The following is a 16,926-nucleotide window of genomic DNA, read 5'->3' as shown; positions in this document are numbered from 1 at the left end:
CTCCGACGCATTCCCGACAAGCCGCCAGGCCTCCTGGCGGCTTCTTTTTTTGTTCCGGTAAGATGCGCGTTGCCCGGCGCACCGGCCGGCGACATCCCCATTGGCCCCGTCCCGCGGCGCTGCCGGCATCCCAATGCCCGCATCCTGCGTCAACCGGCGCGGCGTCAGCCGCGTTGCCAATCCACATGAAACGACAGTTCCTGGGCCTGCTGGCCCGCGTCTACGTCCTGCAATTCGCGCTGGAAGTCCCCGCAACCGTGGCCATGCTGGCCGACATGCTGCTGGAATACGGCTTCCAGGTCGATATCGGCTCGGTGCGTCCGCTGCTGCGGGCGCTGCAAATGGAAGGCTACCTGGAAAGCGTGCTGCGCGACGGCATCGGCCGGGTCTACCTGCTGACCGAACGCGGCCGCGAAGAACTGCAGGCCAGCCGCCAGCGCATCGACGAACTCTACCGCCGCCTGCACGCCGGCCTGCCCGCGACCGACGACGCGCAACGCCGGGCCTGAAACGGGGGCCGGGACGGGCGGCCGCGGCGCCGACAGCGTACCCGTTTCTGCGGGCAGCTTTGGCGCTGCAGCGGCACCCGGCCCAACCGTCTTACTTCTTCTCCGCCTTCCCTTCGTAGCGCTTGCTCCATTCGGCCAGGATGCGGTCGCGGTTATCGCTGGCCCAGCGGAAGTCGTTCCTGATCAGGCGCTTCTCGTAGTCCGCCGGCAGCAGCGCGTCGGGCTTGGCGATGCCAGGCACGGCCAGCACCGCGAAGTTCTTTTCATACAGCGCCATGGCCTCGCGCGACGCCGAGAAGTCGGCCAGCTTGCGTGCCGCATCGAGCTGCCTGGTGCCCTTGACGATGGCGGTGGCCTCGATGTCCCAGCCCAGGCCTTCGCTGGGCAGCACGATATCGATCGGCGCGCCTTCCTTCTTCGACTTCATGGCGCGGTACTCGAACGCGATGCCGATCGGGAACTCGCCCTGCGCGGCCATCTTGCACGGCTTGGAACCCGAGTGCGTGTACAGGCCGATGTTCTTGTGCAGGGCGTCCATGTACTGCCAGCCCTTCTGCTCGCCCATCATCTGCAGCCATGCGCTGACGTCGAGGAAGCCCGTGCCCGACGAGGCCGGATGCGGCATCACCACCTTGCCGGCATAGACCGGCTTGGTCAGGTCGGCCCACGAGGTGGGCCTGGGCAGGCCCTGCTTCTGCGCCTCGACCGTGTTGAAGCAGATCGCCGCGCCCCACACGTCCATGCCGACCCATGCCGGCGGGTTGGCCGGGCTGCGGTACCTGGCATCGATCGCGGCCAGGTTTTTCGGCGCGTACGGCTCGAGCATGCCTTCCTTGTCCAGGATCGCCAGGCTGGAGCCGGCCAGGCCCCACACCGCGTCGGCGCGCGGTGCGGCCTTTTCCGCCAGCAGCTTGGCCGTGACGATGCCAGTGGAGTCGCGCACCCACTTGATCTCGATATCGGGATGCATCTTCTCGAACGCGGCCTTGTAGGCGGCGATCTGGTCGGCTTCGAGCGCGGTGTAGACGGTCAGCACGGTGGCAGCGGCGGCGTGGCCGGCCAGCAGCGGCAGCGTGGCGGCGGCCACGGTTGCAATGGCCGCGGAAAGGCGGGTGATGCGGGACATGGTTTCCTCCTTTGGAATCGGTCAGTGTGTAATGCGCAGCGCAGCGGGATGACAAAGCCGGAAGTTTCAGCCGGCGCGCCAGCGTTGCGCGCGGCGCAGCCAGCCGGCCGACAGCGCGTGCAGCAACAGCGCGGCCAGCACGGCGGTGAGCAGGATCAGCGTCGACATCGCCGCGGCGGGCGCGGTATCGCCGGCATCGTCCATGTTCAGCACCGAGATCGCGGCCAGCACGGTGTCGGGGCTGTACAGGAAGATCACCGCCGACACCGTCGTCATCGACGACACGAACAGGTAGCGGAAGATGTCGAGCAGCGCCGGCAGGCACACCGGCACGGTCACGCGCCAGCACGTCAGCAGCGGCGCCACGCCCAGCGACAGCGCGGCGGCCTCGAACTCGTGGTCGAGCTGGCGCAGTGCCGCGGCCGCGGTCAGGTGGCCGGTGGTGTAGCAGTGCGCGACATTGCACAGCACCAGCAGCGCCATGGTCCCGTACAGCGCATGCAGCGGATTGCCGGGCGCATTGAAGAAAAACACATAGCCCAGCCCCAGCACCAGGCCCGGCACCGCCATCGGCAGCAGGAAGCCGGCGCGCAGCACGCCATGCAGCCATGCGGGTCCGCGTGTGCGCAGCGTCAGCCAGGCACCGAGGAAGATCGCCACGGTGCCGGCCAGCGCGGTCAGTACCGACAGCTTCAGGCTGTTGCGGTAGGCCAGCCAGCCGCCGCCATCCATGTTGTCGAAGTCGTAGTGCGCCAGCGTCAGGCTCAGGTTGTACGGCCACAGCTTGACCAGCGACGCTCCCACCGCGGTGGCGACCACCGCCAGCAGCGCGGCGCTGATGGCCAGCACCAGCAGCAGGCAGGCGCTGTCGCGGCCGCGCTCGGGCGCCGGCACATACACCTGCGCGCGGCTGCCCAGCTGCGTGCGCTGGCGCCGCTGCAGCGCCATGTCGACGGCAAAGGTCAGCAGCGCGGGCGCCAGCAGCAGCATGCCGATCAGCGCGCCGCGGTCGAACTGCTGCTGCCCCACCACGGCCTTGTACGCCTCGAGCGCCAGCACCGGGTAGCCGCCGCCCACCACCTTGGGCACGCCGAAGTCCGTGATCACCAGCGTCAGCACCAGGCACGCCGCGGCGAACAGGCCCTGGCGCGCGCCCGGCAGCGTCACGGTGCGGAAGGTGCGCCACGGGCCGGCGCCCATGGCGCGTGCCGCTTCATAGAGGCGCGCATCGGCCAGCGACAGCGTCGCCACCAGCACCATCAGCGCATGCGGGAAGGTGTAGAAGGCCTCGCCCAGCACGATGCCCCAGAAGCCGTAGATGCCGCCCGGGCCGAACACGTCGCGGAAGATGCCCTGGTTGCCGAACAGATAGACCAGCGCGATCGCCGGCAGCAGCGACGGGGCGAACAGCGGCAGCAGCGCAATGCCGCGCCACAGCGGCCGCAGCGCGATGCAGGAACGCTGCAGCGCGTAGGCAAAGCCGAACGCCAGCGGCACCACCAGCGCCACCACCGTCAGCGACACCGCCACGCTGCGCCCCAGCATCGGCAGGAAGTTGGGGCCGGATACCAGCGCGGCCATGCGCGCGCCCAGCACCCACTGGCCCGCGCCATCGAACCAGGCCTGGCGGAACAGCGCCAGCAACGGCAGCAGCAGGCCCACGGCAAGCCCGGCCAGCCACAGCCACTTCATTGCGGCAGGCGCGCCGTGCGCCAGCCGCGCGGCCAGGCCGGTGCCGCGCCGATGGGACGCCGGTGCTTGCGCCGGAGGTGCGACCGTGGCGGCGGTGACGGCGCGCGTCATGCGAACACCCGCAGCGCCGGCGCCGGCAAGGCAATCCAGAACTTGTGGCCGCCCGCCTCCGGCAGCCGGTGCCGCGCCTCGCGCGCCACGTCGGCAAACAGCGTCAGGCCGGGCAGGCGGTCGGCTTCCAGCGCCAGACGATAGCGGTTGCCCAGGTAGGTCTGGTCGACCACGCGCGCCAGCAGCCGGTTGGGCTCGGCGGGGTCCGGGTCCAGTCGCACCGCCTCCGGGCGGCAGCACAGCCGGCCGGCGCCCGCCAGCGGCTGCGGTGCGTCGACCTGCAACTCGACCGCCTGGCTGCCCTCGCCGATGGTGAAGCGCCCGGCCGGCGCGCCGTGCCCGGGCAGCCAGTTGGCCTGACCGACAAAGCCGGCGACGAAGGCCGACGCCGGCTGCTCGTAGATCTCGGCGGGCGTGCCCGCCTGCACGATGCGTCCGCCATCCATCACGGCGATGCGGTCGGCCATGGTCATGGCCTCTTCCTGGTCGTGCGTGACCATCACGGTGGTGATGTTCAGGCGGCGCTGCAGCTGGCGCAGCTCCACGCGCAGGTGCTCGCGCACGCGCGCGTCGAGCGCCGACATCGGCTCATCCAGCAACAGCAGCGACGGCGCCGGCGCCAGCGCGCGGGCCATCGCTACCCGCTGCTGCTGGCCGCCGGAAAGCTGCCCCGGAAACTTGCGTTCGCTGCCGGCCAGGCCGACCAGGTCGAGCATCTCGGCCACGCGCGCGTCGCGGTGCGCGCGTCCCATGCCGCGCCCGTGCAGGCCGTAGGCAACGTTCTGCGCCACGGTCAGGTTGGGGAACAGCGCGTAGGACTGGAACAGGATGCCGTAGTCGCGCGCCTGCGGCGGCAGCCCGGTCAGTTCGCGCGCGCCGGCGTGGATGCGGCCGGCGTCCTCGCGCTCCAGGCCGGCGATGATGCGCAGCAGCGTGGTCTTGCCGCAGCCGGACGGGCCCAGCAGGCACAGCAGCTCGCCCTGCCCCACCGACAGCGACACGCCATCCAGAGCGACGAAACTGCCGAAGCGCTTGCTGACCTGCTCCACGGCCAGGAATGCCCTGCCCTGCGTTGGCTTGCCTGCCTGCATCACCGAATCTCCCTGCATCTCGATCGAATTGGCCGCCAGCATAGGCAGCGCAGATGCCAACCATATGGCAGATCGGCAAAGGTTTTCGATGGAGGTATCGGGGGATTTGGGATGCGCAGCGCGGTGCGCGAGTCAGGCCTGCTGCGGTGGGGAGGCGATGGACATATCCGTGTCCGGCACCGGCAGGGGCTTGCGCAGCACATCGCGCAGCGCCTGCTGCGGCACGCCCTGGCTGAACAGGAAGCCCTGCAGCCCGTCGCATCCCTGCGCGCGCAGGAAGGCAAACTGCGCCGGGGTCTCCACCCCTTCGGCGATCACCTTGAGATGCAGCTGGTGCCCCAGCGCGATGATGGCCGCGGCCACGGCCTGGTCATGGCCGGGTGTGTCCACGCCGTCGACGAAGGACTTGTCGATCTTGAGCCGGCTGATCGGCAGGCGGGTCAGGTAATTGAGCCCCGAGTAGCCGGTGCCGAAGTCGTCGATCGACAGCCCCACGCCCAGTTCGCGCAGGCGGCGGAAGGTTTCGATGGTGGTCTCGCCGCCATCGACCAGGATGCCCTCGGTGACCTCGATCACCAGCCCCTGCGGCGGCAGGCCGGCCTGCTGCAGGCAGCGCGCCACGGTGTCGGGGAAGTCGGCCTGGCGCAGCTGCAGCGGCGAGATATTGACCGCCACCTCGAGCTCGCGGCCCAGCTCCTCGCGCAAGGCCTGGATCTCGCGGCAGGCGGTGGCCAGGGCCCATTCGCCCAGCGGCACCACCAGGCCGCTCTGTTCGGCAATGGGGATGAACTCGGCCGGCTGCATTGCGCCGCGCTCGGCGGTCTCCCAGGTGATCAGCGCCTCGACCGCGGGGATGGCCAGCGTGGCGGTATCGACGATCGGCTGGTAGCGCAGCCGGAATTCGTTGCCGGCCAGCGCCCGCCGCAGCAGGCCTTCGATGGTGAAGCGCGTCAGCGAGGCCTCGGCCATGGCGCTGGCGAAGCGGCACAGCTGCGCGCGCCCGCTCTGCTTGGCGGCGTAGACGGCGGAGTCGGCGGACTTGAGCAGTTCGATCAGCGTGTCGCCGTCGTCGGGGAACACCGCCATGCCGATCGACGGCGTCACGCGCAGCCGCTGGCCGCCGGCCAGCAGTTCTTCATTGACGCGCGCCTGGATCTTGGCGGCGATCAGCTCGGCTTCGCTGTCGTGGCGCAGGCCGGCCAGCACCACGCCGAACTCGTCGCCGCCCATGCGCGCCACCAGGTCGCCCTGGCGCACCGTGCCCTTGATGCGGTCGGCCATGGTGCGCAGCACGTCGTCGCCCACCGGGTGTCCGAGCGAATCGTTGATGCGCTTGAAGTGGTCCAGGTCGAGCAGCAGCAGCGCGACGCGCTCGCCGCGGGTGCGCGCGTGCAGCAGCAAGGCCTGGGCGCGCTCGCTCAGCTCGGCGCGGTTGGGCAGGCCGGTCAGCGGATCGTGCAGTGCCAGGTGGCGGATGTATTCGTCCACGCGCAGGCGCTCGGTCAGGTCATGGCCGATCGCCTGGTAGCCGGGCGCCGGCACGGCGCCTGAACTCACCGGCGAGGCGGGCGCCGGCAACGCGGATACCGCCAGCCGCACCGGCATGCGCGAGCCGCCCTTGCGCACCCAGGTCCATTCGCGTTCATCGGTCAGCCCCAGCCGCGGCTTGGCCAGCAGCGCGGGCAGTCCCGGCGGCACCGGCGCGCCCAGCTCGGCGCTCAGCGCGCGCGCGTGGTCGGCCAGTTCGGTGGCGACATGCAGGCCGGTCATGGGCATGTGGCCGACCAGTTCGGCGCTGCTGTACCACAGCATGCGCTGGCCGGCCGCGTTGATGCCGGTGATCATCCCATGCTCGTCGAAGGTGATGACGCAGAAGGCGGCATGGTCGAGCAGGCCGGCATAGCGCGCCGCCTGCACCGCGGCGGCGTCCTGCGCGCGCCGCTCGGGCGCAAGGTCGGTGACCGCCCACAGCCAGTGCGGCGCGGCGCCATCGCCGGCGGGCAGGGGCGCGACGCTGACGCGCAGCGCAAAGCTGTCGCCGTCGGCACGCACGCCGGCCAGTTCGCGGTGGATCGCGGAACCCGCCGCGGCGTCGGCGGGCACCACGCCGGCCGCGCCGGGAATCAGCGCGTCCAGGCTGCGTCCGGCCAGGCGCCCGGCATCGGTGCCCAGCAATTGCCCGGCGCGCCCGCTGGCGCGCACCACCACGCCGTGCGCATCGGTCACGACGAAGCCGTCGGCGGACTGCGCCAGGCAGGCCTGCAGCATGGCGCTGTCGTCCTCCCAGGCGTGCACGGCCCGCGCCTCGCGCTGGCGCGCGGCGCGGCCCTGGCGCGCCAGCGCATGGGTCAGCCAGGCCAGCAGCAGCGTCGCCAGCGCACCCGCGGCCGGCAGCAGCAACGCGGGCCGCGGGCCATGCGCGGCTTCGAAGGCCGGACGGGTAGCGGCGCGCAGCGTCCAGCTGCGGCCACCGTACTGGAACTGGCGCTCGCCCCGCAGCAACGGCGCGCTGCCGTCCTCGCGCAGCTCGCCCTCGGTGGGGCCGCCCGACAGCAGCGCGCCGGCAGCAGCGGGGCCGCCCTCGTACAGCGACAACTCGAGCTCGTTCGACGCCGAGGCGCCGACCGCGCGCATCAGGTCGCCCAAACGCAGCGACAGGTAGACGTAGCCCAGCACGGCTTCGCGCCGCTGCGCCACCGTGCCGACCGCAGCACCGCCGCCATAGACCGGCAGGAACACCAGCGCGCCACGCTGGCGCGCCACGGCCCCCGTGGCTGCGACTTCGCCGATCGGATCCAGGCCGGCGCTCAGGCGCGGCTCGCCGCTGTCGCGCGCGGCTTCGAGCGCGGCCAAGCGGGTGGGCTCGGACAGCATGTCGAAACCGGCGATGCGCATGCTGCGCCCGTCCAGCGGATCGATGTAGAGGATGGGCGCGTACAGCTCGCGCGCGCCGGCGGGATGGACGCTGAAATCGGCAAGGCCGTCGGCGCGGGCGGCCTGCACCAGTTGCGGCACCTGCCGTGGCGTGGCGAGCGGCGCATAGCCGATGGCCTGGGTGCCGGCCGGCAGGTCGTCGCGCTGCGCGGTATAGAGGTAGTTGCGCCATTGCGCGCGCGAGGTGCCGGGATTGGCGGTCATCACCGCGGCCACGCCGCGCAGCAGCCGTTCGTTCTCCAGCATGCGCTCGCGCAGCGCGCTGCCCGCTTGCGCCAGCAGCGCGTCGAAGTGCTGCTGGGCGGCGCGGCGCTCGAGCCGGTCGGCCTGCAGCCATGCCCCCGCCGTCAGCAGCGCGCCGCCGGCCGCGACCAGCAATGACAACAGGGCGGGGGAAAGCGAAGTCAGTCTCATGGTCGGTGGGTTCCGGCATGCGGCAGGGGCACCGCCCCTGCGCAGGCTTGCCGCCACGCGGCCGGCCTTCGCCTTAGCGGGGGACTATACCGTGGCGCCGGCAGCGCGCACAGCCCCGCCGCGGCATGGACACGAGCGCGGGGGAAATGCCCGATGCCCCACCAAGGCAGGGGTATGGTAGGGTTGCACCCGAGACTCGACCTGCAGTTTGCGACAAGCCTGCGCTGTGCCTCGCTGCCCTTGCGCCCCCACTGCACCCGACATGCCCGTTTACACGCCCACGCTGAAAGCGCGCATTGCGATCATCACCACCGTGCTGGCCGCGGTGTTCGGCACCGGCATCATACTGATCGCCCTGTATGACGCGCACAGCGATCTGCACGATGCGCTCGAGGGCCAGCAGGATTCCGTGGTCAAGCTGACCGCCAACCAGCTCGACACGGCCATGAACGACCGCATCCAGCTGCTGTCGCACCAGGCCGACCAGCTCGGCGACCTGATGGCGCAGGCGCACGGCGCGCACGCTGCGGCGGCGCGGCAGCGCGCGCTGCAGGCGCTGTCCGCCGCGATCCCGGTGCCGGCGGCATTCAACGCGCTGCTGGTCGCCGACCGGCACGGCAATGTCCTCAGCGGCCAGGGCGACGGCGCCGAAGTCCGCGACCGCGATTACTTCCGCGAGGCGGCGCGCACGCTGGCGCCGGTGGTATCGCCGCCGATCCGCTCGCGCACCAGCGGCCAGATGGGCGTGCTGGTGGCGGTGCCGGTGCTGTCGCCGCAGCGCGGCTTCCTGGGCCTGGTGGGCGGATGGCTGGACCTGTCCAGCGCCAACTTCCTGGTCGACATCCTGCACAACCGGCTCGGCACCACCGGCTACTACTGCCTGGTCTCGGCCGGCCGCGAGCCGGTCTACGTGCGCCATCCCGATCCCGCGCAGGCACGCCAGCCGGCACGGCCGGTGGCCGACACCTGCGGCGAGGACGACAGCCCCGCGCCGCTGGAATTCCTGACGCCGGCGCGGCCGGTGATCGCGCGCTACCTGATGTCGAGCACCGGCTGGGAACTGGTGGCATTGCTGCCGGCGCGCGAAGCCTACGCGCCGCTGCGGCAGATGCAGCAGCGCTTCCTCGGCATGGCAGGGGTGGCGATGGCCGGGGTGGCGCTGCTGATCTGGCTGGCGGTGCGGCGCCAGCTGACGCCGCTGTCGCGGCTGCACCGGGTGGTGCTGGCCAGCGCCAACGACCTGTCCGCGTTCGAGCGCCTGCCCACGCGGCAGCAGCGCGACGAGATCGGCGACCTGACGCGCGCCTTCATCAAGCTGATGCGCGACGTGCGCGAGCGCCGCCAGGCGCTGGACCGCAGCGAGCGCCGGCTGCGCGCGGTGACCGACACGCTGCCGTCGCTGCTGGCCTTTGTCGATACCGAAGCGCGCTATGTGTTCAACAACCTGGCCTATGAGCGCGTGTTCGGCCTGAAGCCCGAAGAGCTGCGCGGCAAGCCCATGCGCGAGGTGCTGGGCGAGGCCCGCTTCGCGCGCGTGCGGCCGTTCCTGGAGCGCGCGCTGGCCGGCAGCGCGGTGACCTTCGAAACCGAGGACGAAGGCCCCGACTACCACTGCATGGAAACCAGCCTGCGCCCGGAATGGAGCGCCGACGGCAGCGAAGTGGTGGGCGTGCATGTCCACGTGCAGGACATCACCCAGCGCAAGCTCGAGACCCAGCGCCTGGCGCGCATGTCGCGCACCGACCACCTGACCCAGCTGCTCAACCGCAGCGCCTTCGAAGGCCAGCTGCACGCGGCCATGGCGCGCAGCCGCGAGCAGGGCACGCTGATGGCGCTGCTGTATCTGGACATGGACCGCTTCAAGGCGGTCAACGATATCCACGGCCACGCCGCCGGCGACCTGCTGCTGCAGGACTTCGCGCAGCGCGTGCGCCGCTGCGTGCGCGACAGCGATACCGTGGCCCGGCTGGGCGGCGACGAGTTCGCCGTGGTGCTCGAAGACCTGGCGCAGCCCGCCGCCGCGCGCCGGGTCGCGCAAGCGATCCTGCAGGCGATGGACGTTCCCTTCAGCTTCGAGGGCGTGCGCGCCGACGTCGATGTCAGCATCGGCGTGGCGCTGTACCGCGGTGGCCCGGCGCAGGACCACGAGCTGATGCGGCTCGCCGACGTGCTGCTATACCGCGCCAAGGGCGCGGGCCGCGGCCGCTACGAGATCGGTCCGCCCGAACTGGCGGACCAAGCCAGCCCGCAGCACGCGGGGCCGTTCCCGGCTCAGTGAAGCGTGCCCGCGGGCTTGTCCGGCACCGCGCCGGCCGCGCCCTCGGGCTCGAACGGCACGTGGCGGCCGTCGCTCGACTGGTAGCCGAGCTGGGCGTCGGCGCCCAGCATCTTTTCCCAGGCGATCATGGCCTGGGCGACGGCCTCTGGCGCACCCTTGAACACCACCACGTCGTTGCCGCAGTTCGGGCATTCGCCACCGAACACCGCGTCGATGCCGGGGAGGCCCGGCACGTCGAGCGCGTCGAACTGTGCAAACGCGGTCTTGCAGTGCCCGCACACCAGTTGGGCGGGGCGCAAGGCCTCGATCTTTGCGCGTGCCTGTGCCGCACGCTCCTCGGGGGTACCCCGCCGTTTTGCCTCGCCCATGATGTCCTTCCTTCCCCGTGCTGCCGGTGTGTGTGTGTTTGCAGCGGCCGGCCGCTCGGGCCGGTGCCGTGCCTGTTAGATGCGCAATGCGGGCCGGTGGTGCCCCAGACCGTGGCCAGGTGACGGCCGCGATGCCTGCGAGCCGGCGCCTGCCGGCCGCGCCTACCCGGCATTGTAACCAGCGCGGCGCTGCAAATACCGGGCCGACAGGAAGCTGCAGCGCCTGCTATTGTGGATAACGATGCCCCGTGCGGGCGCGGATGCGCCGCCTGCCGCACCGCGGGCATGCCGATTCCATCCACCTACCCCCGAAGGAGGACGTTCCATGATCCGACCCACCGTGCAGGAAAACGCCGCCCGCTACGCCGACTGCATTGCCGCCTGCAATGCCGCGGCGGCGGCCGCCCTCAAGTGCGCGGCCGCCTGCCTGGAAGAACAGGACGTGCGCAAGATGGCGCGCTGCATTGCGCTGGACATGGATTGCGCCGGCATCGCCCAGCTGGCCGCGTCCTACATGCTGCGCAACAGCGAGTTCGCGCCGCTGGTGTGCGAGGACTGCGCCGAGGTCTGCAAGTGGTGCAAGGAAGAATGCGAGCGCCATGACGCCGAGCATTGCCAGGAATGCGCGCGCGCCTGCGCCGTCTGCATGGAGCAGTGCCTGAAAATGACAGCGTAGCGCCGGCGCCGCCGCGCCCCAGGCTCGCGCTCGCTCAATCCTCGCCGGGCGCCTGCGCGGCCGGTGTGTCCGCCAGCGCGACGAAGGCATCGATCAGCCGCGCGCCGCGCCGCTCGCGCAGGCAATACAGGTATTCGTGCAGGCACGGCGCGGCATCGGTGAAGCCGAGCACGCGCAGGTCAGCATGGCTTGGCACCTCGTGCCGGGCAATCACCGAAACGCCCAGGTTGCGGATCACCGCTTCGCGGATCGATTCCCGGCTGCCGATTTCCATCTGCGCGGCGGGGCTGACGCGCGCCTGCGCCAGCATGTCCTCGGTGGCGATGCGCGTGGTCGAGCCCAGCTCGCGCATCAGCAGCCGGCAGTTCGCCAGCGCGCTTACCGGCACTTCGGTATGGCCGGCCAGCGCATGGGTGCGGTGCACCACCAGCATCAGCGGATCGACGCCCAGCAGCATGCGCGACAGGCGCGCGTCGTCGACGCGCTGCGACGAGGTGGCAAGGTCGACGCGGTATTCCTGCAGCGCCTCCAGCACCTCCTGCGAGTTGCCGGTGACCACGCTGACGTCGATCGCGGGAAAACGCTCGCTGAAGCGGCGGATCAGTTCCAGCACGTAGTACGGCGCGGTGGCGCCCACGCGCAGGCTGCCGGTGCGCAGGTCGCCCGAATGGCGCAGGAAGAAGTCGATCTCGGTTTCCTGCTGCACCAGCGCCTCGACTCGCGGCAGCAGTGCCAGCCCGGCGTCGGACAGCGCCAGCCGGCGCCCGCCGCGGTGGAACAGCTCGACCCCGTAGGCCTCTTCCAGCGCGCGGATCTGCGCGGTGATGGTGGGCTGCGACAGGCCCAGGCGCTTGGCCGCCTGGGTGACGCTGCCGATGCGGGCCACCATGAAGAAGGATTTGAGCTGGGCGATGAGCATGCGGCGGGAAGAGGTCGCGGACGCCGGCAACGCGGCAAGACGGCGGAGCGCAGGCACCCGCCATGGCGAAGCGGTATTCTAATGGACCGAGCCATGCCCTCCGGCCCAGCCGTCCGCCGCCTTGCCAAGGAGCCAGCCCATGCCAGACCCGTCCACCGCCGCCACCCGCATCGAAAAAGACAGCCTGGGCGACGTGCCCGTGCCCGCCGACCATTTGTGGGGGGCGCAGACCGAGCGCTCGCGCCAGAACTTCCGCATCGGCACCGAGAAGATGCCGCCCGCGCTGATCGAGGCCTTTGCCATCCTGAAGCTGTGCGCGGCGCGCGCCAACGGCGAACTGGGCGTGCTGCCGCCCGAGCTGGCGCATGCCATCGAGCAGGCCGCCGCCGAGGTCATCGAAGGCCGCTGGCCCGACGAGTTCCCGCTGTCGGTGTGGCAGACCGGCTCCGGCACGCAGACCAACATGAACCTGAACGAGGTCATCGCCAACCGCGCCATCCAGCTGCTGGGCGGCGAGGTCGGCAGCAAGACCCCGGTGCACCCGAACGACCACGTCAATGCCAGCCAGTCGTCCAACGACAGCTTCCCCACCGCGATGCACATTGCCGCCACGCGCGCGATCCAGCAGCAACTGCTGCCGGCGCTGGAGCAGCTGCAGCAAACCTTCGCGCGCAAGGTCGAGGCCTTTGCCGATATCGTCAAGGTAGGCCGCACCCACTTGCAGGACGCGGTGCCGCTGACGCTGGGGCAGGAGTTCTCCGGCTACATGGCGCAGGTGGCCGATGCGCAGTCGCGCCTGCAGCAGGCCATGCTGCGCGCGATGCCGGTGGCGCAGGGCGGCACCGCGGTGGGCACCGGCCTGAACGCACCCCACGGCTTTGCCGCCGCCTTTGCGCGCGCGCTGGCCGACTACACCGGCCTGCCGTTCGAGCCCGCGCCCAACCGCTATGCGCTGCAGGCCGCGCACGATGCGCTGGCCGACTTGTCGGGCGCGCTCAACACCACCGCGTCGTCATTCCTGAAGATCGCGCGCGATTTCATGCTGCTGGGCTCCGGGCCGCGCGCCGGCTTTGCCGAGCTGGTGTTGCCGGCCAACGAGCCGGGCTCTTCGATCATGCCAGGCAAGGTCAACCCGACCCAGGCCGAGGCGTTGGCGATGGTGTGCTGCCGCGTGATCGGCAACCACACCACGGTGACGCTGGCGAACGGACTGGGCACGCTCGAGCTGAACGCCTACAAGCCGGTGATCATCTACAGCCTGCTGCAATCGGTGAGCCTGCTGGCGGGCGCGGCCTCGAGCTTTGCCGAGCATATGGTCGAGGGGGTCGAGGCCGACCGCGAGCGCATCGCCGAACTGCTGGAGCGCTCGCTGATGCCGGTGACCGCGCTCAATCCGCATATCGGCTACGACCGCGCCGCGGAAATCGCCAAGCTGGCGGTCAAGCGCAACCTGTCGCTGCGCGAGGCCGCGATCGCGTCCGGGCATGTCACCGAGGCGCAATTTGCCGAGTGGATCGACCTGAAGGGGATGACGCGCGAGGTGTAGCGCGTGCGGGCTTGAAACAGAGGCGCCCGGCGCGGAACCGCGCCGGGGCGGGCCGGCGTCAGCCGACGAAGGCCTTTTCCAGCACGAAATGGCCGGGGTGGCTCATATTGCCTTCGGCAAAGCCGCGCGCTTCGAGGATGGCGCGCACGTCCTTCAGCATGTCCGGGCTGCCGCACAGCATGATGCGGTCGTTCTCGGTCGAGAACGGCGCCATGTCCAGGCGCTCGAACAGCTCGCCCGAGGCGATCAGGTCGGTGATGCGGCCGCGGTTGTCGAACTCTTCGCGGGTCACGGTCGGGAAGTACACCAGTTTTTCGCGCACCAGCTCGCCCAGGTGCTCGTGCTGGGGCAGGTGTTCCTGGATCAGCTCGCGGTAGGCCAGCTCTTCGACGAAGCGGCAGGTATGGGTCAGCACCACCCTGTCGTAGCGCTCGTAGACGTCGGGGTCGCGGATGATGGACAGGAACGGCGCCAGGCCGGTGCCGGTGGCCAGCAGCCACAGGGTCTTGCCTGGCAGCAGGTTGTCCACCAGCAGCGTGCCGGTCGGCTTCTTGCCAACGTAGATCTGGTCGCCTTCGCGCAGGTGCTGCAGGCGCGAGGTCAGCGGGCCGTCGGGCACCTTGATGCTGAAGAATTCCAGCGTCTCTTCATAGTTGGCGCTGGCAATGCTGTAGGCGCGCAGCAGCGGGCGGCCATTCACTTCCAGGCCGACCATGGCGAACTGGCCGTTTTCAAAGCGGAAACCGGGGTCGCGCGTGCAGGTGAAGCTGAAAAGGGTGTCGGTCCAGTGATGGACGGAAAGGATCGATTGCTGGTTCAGATTGCTCATGGCAAGACGCGGAATGCAGCGCGACGGCGCGCCAAAAAAACGGCTGGGAAGGAAGCGATCTTAACGCAAGCCCCGGCTCGGCGCAGGCGGAGCCTGCAACGGCAGCAGGGATTAGCGCCAATCCCGAGCGGATGAGCCGAAGCCATCACGTCGATAAACGCGTGGCGGCGCTTGCCTGGGTCAGCGAGATCCCGGCTTCACCCGCCGGGCGTGAGCGCGCCGGACAGTTCGCAGCGCTGGCGCGCCAGCGCTTCGCGCGAGTAGCCGTGGCGCACCCGCAGCTGGTGCTCGACGGCGTCGGCCTGGTCCAGGCACGCGAACACCAGGTCGTCCTTGACGCGTTGCGACACGCCCTTCAGGCGCGGCGCCTCGTACGCGACCTGGCGCGCGCGGCAGCGCAGGAACAGCAGGGTTTCCTGCGAGGCGATGATCAGCTGGTCATGCTCGATCCGCTTGCATTCGACCAGATCCTGGGCGGAGGCGCTGGCGCCGGCAAAGAACAAGGGCAGGCACAGCCATCGGCGCAACGAGCGGTGCATGGCAAACGGGGGCGCAGAAGGCCAGTTGAGGGTCCGGCTCGAATCATTGCCCAGACCCGCGCCCAGCGCAAGCCGCAGTGCGCGCAACATCGCATTGCGGCACGGCGCCGGACGGTGCCAATTCGGATATCGGCGTCCATTTAGCGGAACAATTGCCCGCAAAGGCTGAAAACTTCGTCGTCACGCCGCCCATGCTGCATCGCAACATAGGGCTGCGACGTAAGTCCCGCCCGGCATGAAGAGGCTTGGGCCACCTCAAGACCGCGTTCCACTGGTATGTGAGCGCCCGCCGGCCCCATGGCGCCGGCATGGCAATATACGGGGGCCGTCACCGCCCCTGTCTTTCCCTGATCACCCCATGGACCTGAACGCCCTGCGCCTGTTCGTCGACATCGTCGACGCCGGCAACCTGAGCGCGGCCGCGCGCAAGCTCAAGATGACGCGCGCCAATGTCAGCTACCGGCTCAAGGCGCTGGAAGAAGAGCTGGGCGTGCAGCTGCTGCGCCGGACCACGCGCCATGTCGAGCCGACGCCGGTGGGCGCCGGCCTGTACGAGCACGGCCGCAATATCCTGGGCGAGGTCGCGGCGGCCAATGCGCTGATCAGCAACATGGGCAAGAGCCTGCAGGGCCATGTGCGGCTGTCGGTGCCCACCGGGCTGGGCCATTCGCTGCTGTCGCCGCTGCTGGTGCGGTTCAAGCAGCGCTATCCGGATATCACGCTGGATGTCGTGTTCGACAACCGCGTGCACAACCTGGTGTCCGAGGACGTGGAGGTGGCGCTGCGCATCATCTCGACGCCGCCGGATTCGGTGGTGGCCACCGAGATCGGCGCGGTCGACTGGATCGTCTGCGCCGCGCCCGCGTACCTTGCCGGCCACCCGGCGCCGCAGGCACTGGCCGGGCTGCAGTCGCATGCCATCGTGTGCGCGTCGCCGGTGGGGCAGAAGCTCAAGGCATCGGGCTCGCGCGAAGGCGGCAACGATGGCGAGGTGCGCGAACAAGTGGTGCTCGAGCCCACGCTCAGCTCGGAGAACTTCGCCTTCCTGAAAGAGGCGGTGCTGGCCGGCCTGGGCGTCGGCATCTTCCCGATCTATGCGATCGGCGCGGAACTGGACAGCGGCGCACTGGTGCCGCTGCTGTCCGACTACCGCATCAGCGTGTTCGGCAGCAAGCTCTACATGCTGACCATGCCCAACCGCTACCAGACCCTGGCCACGCGCTACCTGCTGAATTTCTTGAAGACCGAACTGCAGGCGGTGTGGCCGCGGCTGCACCGCTAGCCGCAGGCCATCGCCATGGCGCCGGCGCACTATATTAGGAGCACAAGGATAACCGTCGGCGCATCCGGAACCTAGGAGCAATCATGGCCTTGGCTAGTACGCTCGCTAACTGCCTGAGCAGCAAGAACACCCGCTACGACATCATCCGCCACCCCTACACCCTGAGCAGCATGGCCACGGCAGAGGCCGCGCACGTGCCCGGGGACCGGCTGGCCAAGACGCTGTTGCTGGAGGATGAACGCGGCTACGTTGCCGCTGTGATCCCTTCGAGCCATCACCTGCAGATGGCGGCCATCTGCGAACAGACCGGGCGCAACCTGGTGCTGGCGCACGAGGACGAGATCCGCGAGATATTCAAGGATTGCGACCTCGGCGCGATTCCGCCGGTGGCGATGGCATACGGCATGACAACTTATGTGGACGACAGCCTGATGCAGCAGCCCGAAGTGTATTTCGAGGGCGGCGACCACCAGGACCTGGTGCACATGAGCGGCGACCAGTTCAAGCAACTGATGTCGGATGCTGGGCACGGGCAGTTCTCGCGCCGCATGATGTAAGCGGTGCGGCGGCAACGGCCACCACGCGGGTTGCGGCCCGCGCGGTGGCCGTTTT

The 16,926-nt window shown here is 70.0% G+C and carries 14 protein-coding genes; 6 read left to right on the top strand and 8 right to left on the bottom strand.

Annotated elements, in window-relative coordinates; genetic code table 11:
• Positions 1-185 precede the first annotated feature (185 nt).
• Positions 186-509, top strand: a complete 324-nt coding sequence (locus CBM2588_RS20035; RefSeq protein ID WP_115682144.1) for a PadR family transcriptional regulator — start codon at positions 186-188, stop codon at positions 507-509.
• A gap of 91 nt (positions 510-600) precedes the next feature.
• On the opposite strand, the gene CBM2588_RS20030 is transcribed toward CBM2588_RS20035, so the two are convergent.
• From CBM2588_RS20030 to CBM2588_RS20015, 4 genes are all read right to left on the bottom strand, one after another.
• The gene (locus tag CBM2588_RS20030) at positions 601-1,635 is read right to left on the bottom strand and encodes a putative 2-aminoethylphosphonate ABC transporter substrate-binding protein (RefSeq protein WP_115682143.1); all 1,035 of its coding nucleotides are present in this window, start codon (positions 1,633-1,635) and stop codon (positions 601-603) included.
• A 66-nt stretch (positions 1,636-1,701) separates the two neighbouring features.
• The gene (locus tag CBM2588_RS20025; protein ID WP_115682142.1) at positions 1,702-3,438 is read right to left on the bottom strand and encodes a putative 2-aminoethylphosphonate ABC transporter permease subunit; all 1,737 of its coding nucleotides are present in this window, start codon (positions 3,436-3,438) and stop codon (positions 1,702-1,704) included.
• The gene (locus CBM2588_RS20020; RefSeq protein WP_115683666.1) at positions 3,435-4,529 is read right to left on the bottom strand and encodes a putative 2-aminoethylphosphonate ABC transporter ATP-binding protein; all 1,095 of its coding nucleotides are present in this window, start codon (positions 4,527-4,529) and stop codon (positions 3,435-3,437) included. The genes CBM2588_RS20025 and CBM2588_RS20020 overlap by 4 nt, the downstream gene beginning before the upstream one ends.
• A 132-nt stretch (positions 4,530-4,661) precedes the next feature.
• A complete protein-coding gene (locus CBM2588_RS20015) occupies positions 4,662-7,877 on the bottom strand; it encodes a bifunctional diguanylate cyclase/phosphodiesterase (RefSeq protein WP_115682141.1) in 3,216 nt (1,071 codons plus the stop codon).
• A 262-nt stretch (positions 7,878-8,139) separates the two neighbouring features.
• On the opposite strand from CBM2588_RS20015, the gene CBM2588_RS20010 reads away from it, so the two are divergent.
• Positions 8,140-10,155, top strand: a complete 2,016-nt coding sequence (locus tag CBM2588_RS20010) for a sensor domain-containing diguanylate cyclase (protein ID WP_115682140.1) — start codon at positions 8,140-8,142, stop codon at positions 10,153-10,155.
• On the opposite strand, the gene CBM2588_RS20005 is transcribed toward CBM2588_RS20010, so the two are convergent.
• Positions 10,149-10,523, bottom strand: a complete 375-nt coding sequence (locus CBM2588_RS20005; RefSeq protein WP_062804036.1) for a hypothetical protein — start codon at positions 10,521-10,523, stop codon at positions 10,149-10,151. The two genes, CBM2588_RS20010 and CBM2588_RS20005, sit on opposite strands and share 7 nt — an antisense overlap.
• A gap of 325 nt (positions 10,524-10,848) precedes the next feature.
• On the opposite strand from CBM2588_RS20005, the gene CBM2588_RS20000 reads away from it, so the two are divergent.
• The gene (locus tag CBM2588_RS20000) at positions 10,849-11,199 is read left to right on the top strand and encodes a four-helix bundle copper-binding protein (protein ID WP_012354956.1); all 351 of its coding nucleotides are present in this window, start codon (positions 10,849-10,851) and stop codon (positions 11,197-11,199) included.
• Between the two features lie 34 nt (positions 11,200-11,233).
• Here CBM2588_RS20000 and CBM2588_RS19995 read toward each other — a convergent pair whose 3' ends face one another.
• Entirely contained in the window at positions 11,234-12,118 is an 885-nt protein-coding gene (locus CBM2588_RS19995; protein ID WP_115682139.1) for a LysR family transcriptional regulator, read from the bottom strand.
• A gap of 139 nt (positions 12,119-12,257) precedes the next feature.
• Between CBM2588_RS19995 and fumC the strand changes: the two genes are divergently transcribed.
• The gene (fumC, locus tag CBM2588_RS19990) at positions 12,258-13,664 is read left to right on the top strand and encodes a class II fumarate hydratase (RefSeq protein ID WP_115682138.1); all 1,407 of its coding nucleotides are present in this window, start codon (positions 12,258-12,260) and stop codon (positions 13,662-13,664) included.
• 58 nt (positions 13,665-13,722) lie between these two features.
• On the opposite strand, the gene CBM2588_RS19985 is transcribed toward fumC, so the two are convergent.
• Complete coding sequence (locus tag CBM2588_RS19985; protein WP_018006019.1) at positions 13,723-14,493, bottom strand: ferredoxin--NADP reductase; 771 nt, start codon at positions 14,491-14,493, stop codon at positions 13,723-13,725.
• A 197-nt stretch (positions 14,494-14,690) separates the two neighbouring features.
• On the bottom strand, positions 14,691-15,032 hold the full coding sequence (locus tag CBM2588_RS19980) for a hypothetical protein (protein WP_092314779.1): 342 nt from the start codon (positions 15,030-15,032) through the stop codon (positions 14,691-14,693).
• Between the two features lie 358 nt (positions 15,033-15,390).
• Between CBM2588_RS19980 and CBM2588_RS19975 the strand changes: the two genes are divergently transcribed.
• Together CBM2588_RS19975 and CBM2588_RS19970 are read left to right on the top strand one after the other, a co-directional pair.
• Positions 15,391-16,314: a LysR family transcriptional regulator gene (locus tag CBM2588_RS19975; protein ID WP_115682137.1), complete on the top strand. Its 924-nt coding sequence runs from the start codon at positions 15,391-15,393 to the stop codon at positions 16,312-16,314.
• Positions 16,315-16,397: 83 nt separating this feature from the next.
• The gene (locus CBM2588_RS19970) at positions 16,398-16,871 is read left to right on the top strand and encodes an aminoacyl-tRNA deacylase (RefSeq protein WP_018006022.1); all 474 of its coding nucleotides are present in this window, start codon (positions 16,398-16,400) and stop codon (positions 16,869-16,871) included.
• Positions 16,872-16,926 lie beyond the last annotated feature (55 nt).

It is taken from the genome of Cupriavidus taiwanensis (assembly GCF_900250075.1).
In the GTDB taxonomy this organism is placed as follows: Bacteria; Pseudomonadota; Gammaproteobacteria; order Burkholderiales; family Burkholderiaceae; genus Cupriavidus; species Cupriavidus taiwanensis_C.
Note: the sequence above shows the minus strand (reverse complement) of the source record. Positions and strands in the feature narration are given on the sequence as shown.

Bases quoted from the DNA above. Each gene is read 5' to 3' on its own strand.
- CBM2588_RS20035 (WP_115682144.1), top strand. From the start codon at position 186: ATGAAACGACAGTTCCTGGGCCTGCTGGCCCGCGTCTACGTCCTGCAA.
- CBM2588_RS20030 (WP_115682143.1), bottom strand. From the start codon at position 1,635: ATGTCCCGCATCACCCGCCTTTCCGCGGCCATTGCAACCGTGGCCGCC.
- CBM2588_RS20025 (WP_115682142.1), bottom strand. From the start codon at position 3,438: ATGACGCGCGCCGTCACCGCCGCCACGGTCGCACCTCCGGCGCAAGCA.
- CBM2588_RS20020 (WP_115683666.1), bottom strand. From the start codon at position 4,529: ATGCAGGCAGGCAAGCCAACGCAGGGCAGGGCATTCCTGGCCGTGGAG.
- CBM2588_RS20015 (WP_115682141.1), bottom strand. From the start codon at position 7,877: ATGAGACTGACTTCGCTTTCCCCCGCCCTGTTGTCATTGCTGGTCGCG.
- CBM2588_RS20010 (WP_115682140.1), top strand. From the start codon at position 8,140: ATGCCCGTTTACACGCCCACGCTGAAAGCGCGCATTGCGATCATCACC.
- CBM2588_RS20005 (WP_062804036.1), bottom strand. From the start codon at position 10,523: ATGGGCGAGGCAAAACGGCGGGGTACCCCCGAGGAGCGTGCGGCACAG.
- CBM2588_RS20000 (WP_012354956.1), top strand. From the start codon at position 10,849: ATGATCCGACCCACCGTGCAGGAAAACGCCGCCCGCTACGCCGACTGC.
- CBM2588_RS19995 (WP_115682139.1), bottom strand. From the start codon at position 12,118: ATGCTCATCGCCCAGCTCAAATCCTTCTTCATGGTGGCCCGCATCGGC.
- fumC (WP_115682138.1), top strand. From the start codon at position 12,258: ATGCCAGACCCGTCCACCGCCGCCACCCGCATCGAAAAAGACAGCCTG.
- CBM2588_RS19985 (WP_018006019.1), bottom strand. From the start codon at position 14,493: ATGAGCAATCTGAACCAGCAATCGATCCTTTCCGTCCATCACTGGACC.
- CBM2588_RS19980 (WP_092314779.1), bottom strand. From the start codon at position 15,032: ATGCACCGCTCGTTGCGCCGATGGCTGTGCCTGCCCTTGTTCTTTGCC.
- CBM2588_RS19975 (WP_115682137.1), top strand. From the start codon at position 15,391: ATGGACCTGAACGCCCTGCGCCTGTTCGTCGACATCGTCGACGCCGGC.
- CBM2588_RS19970 (WP_018006022.1), top strand. From the start codon at position 16,398: ATGGCCTTGGCTAGTACGCTCGCTAACTGCCTGAGCAGCAAGAACACC.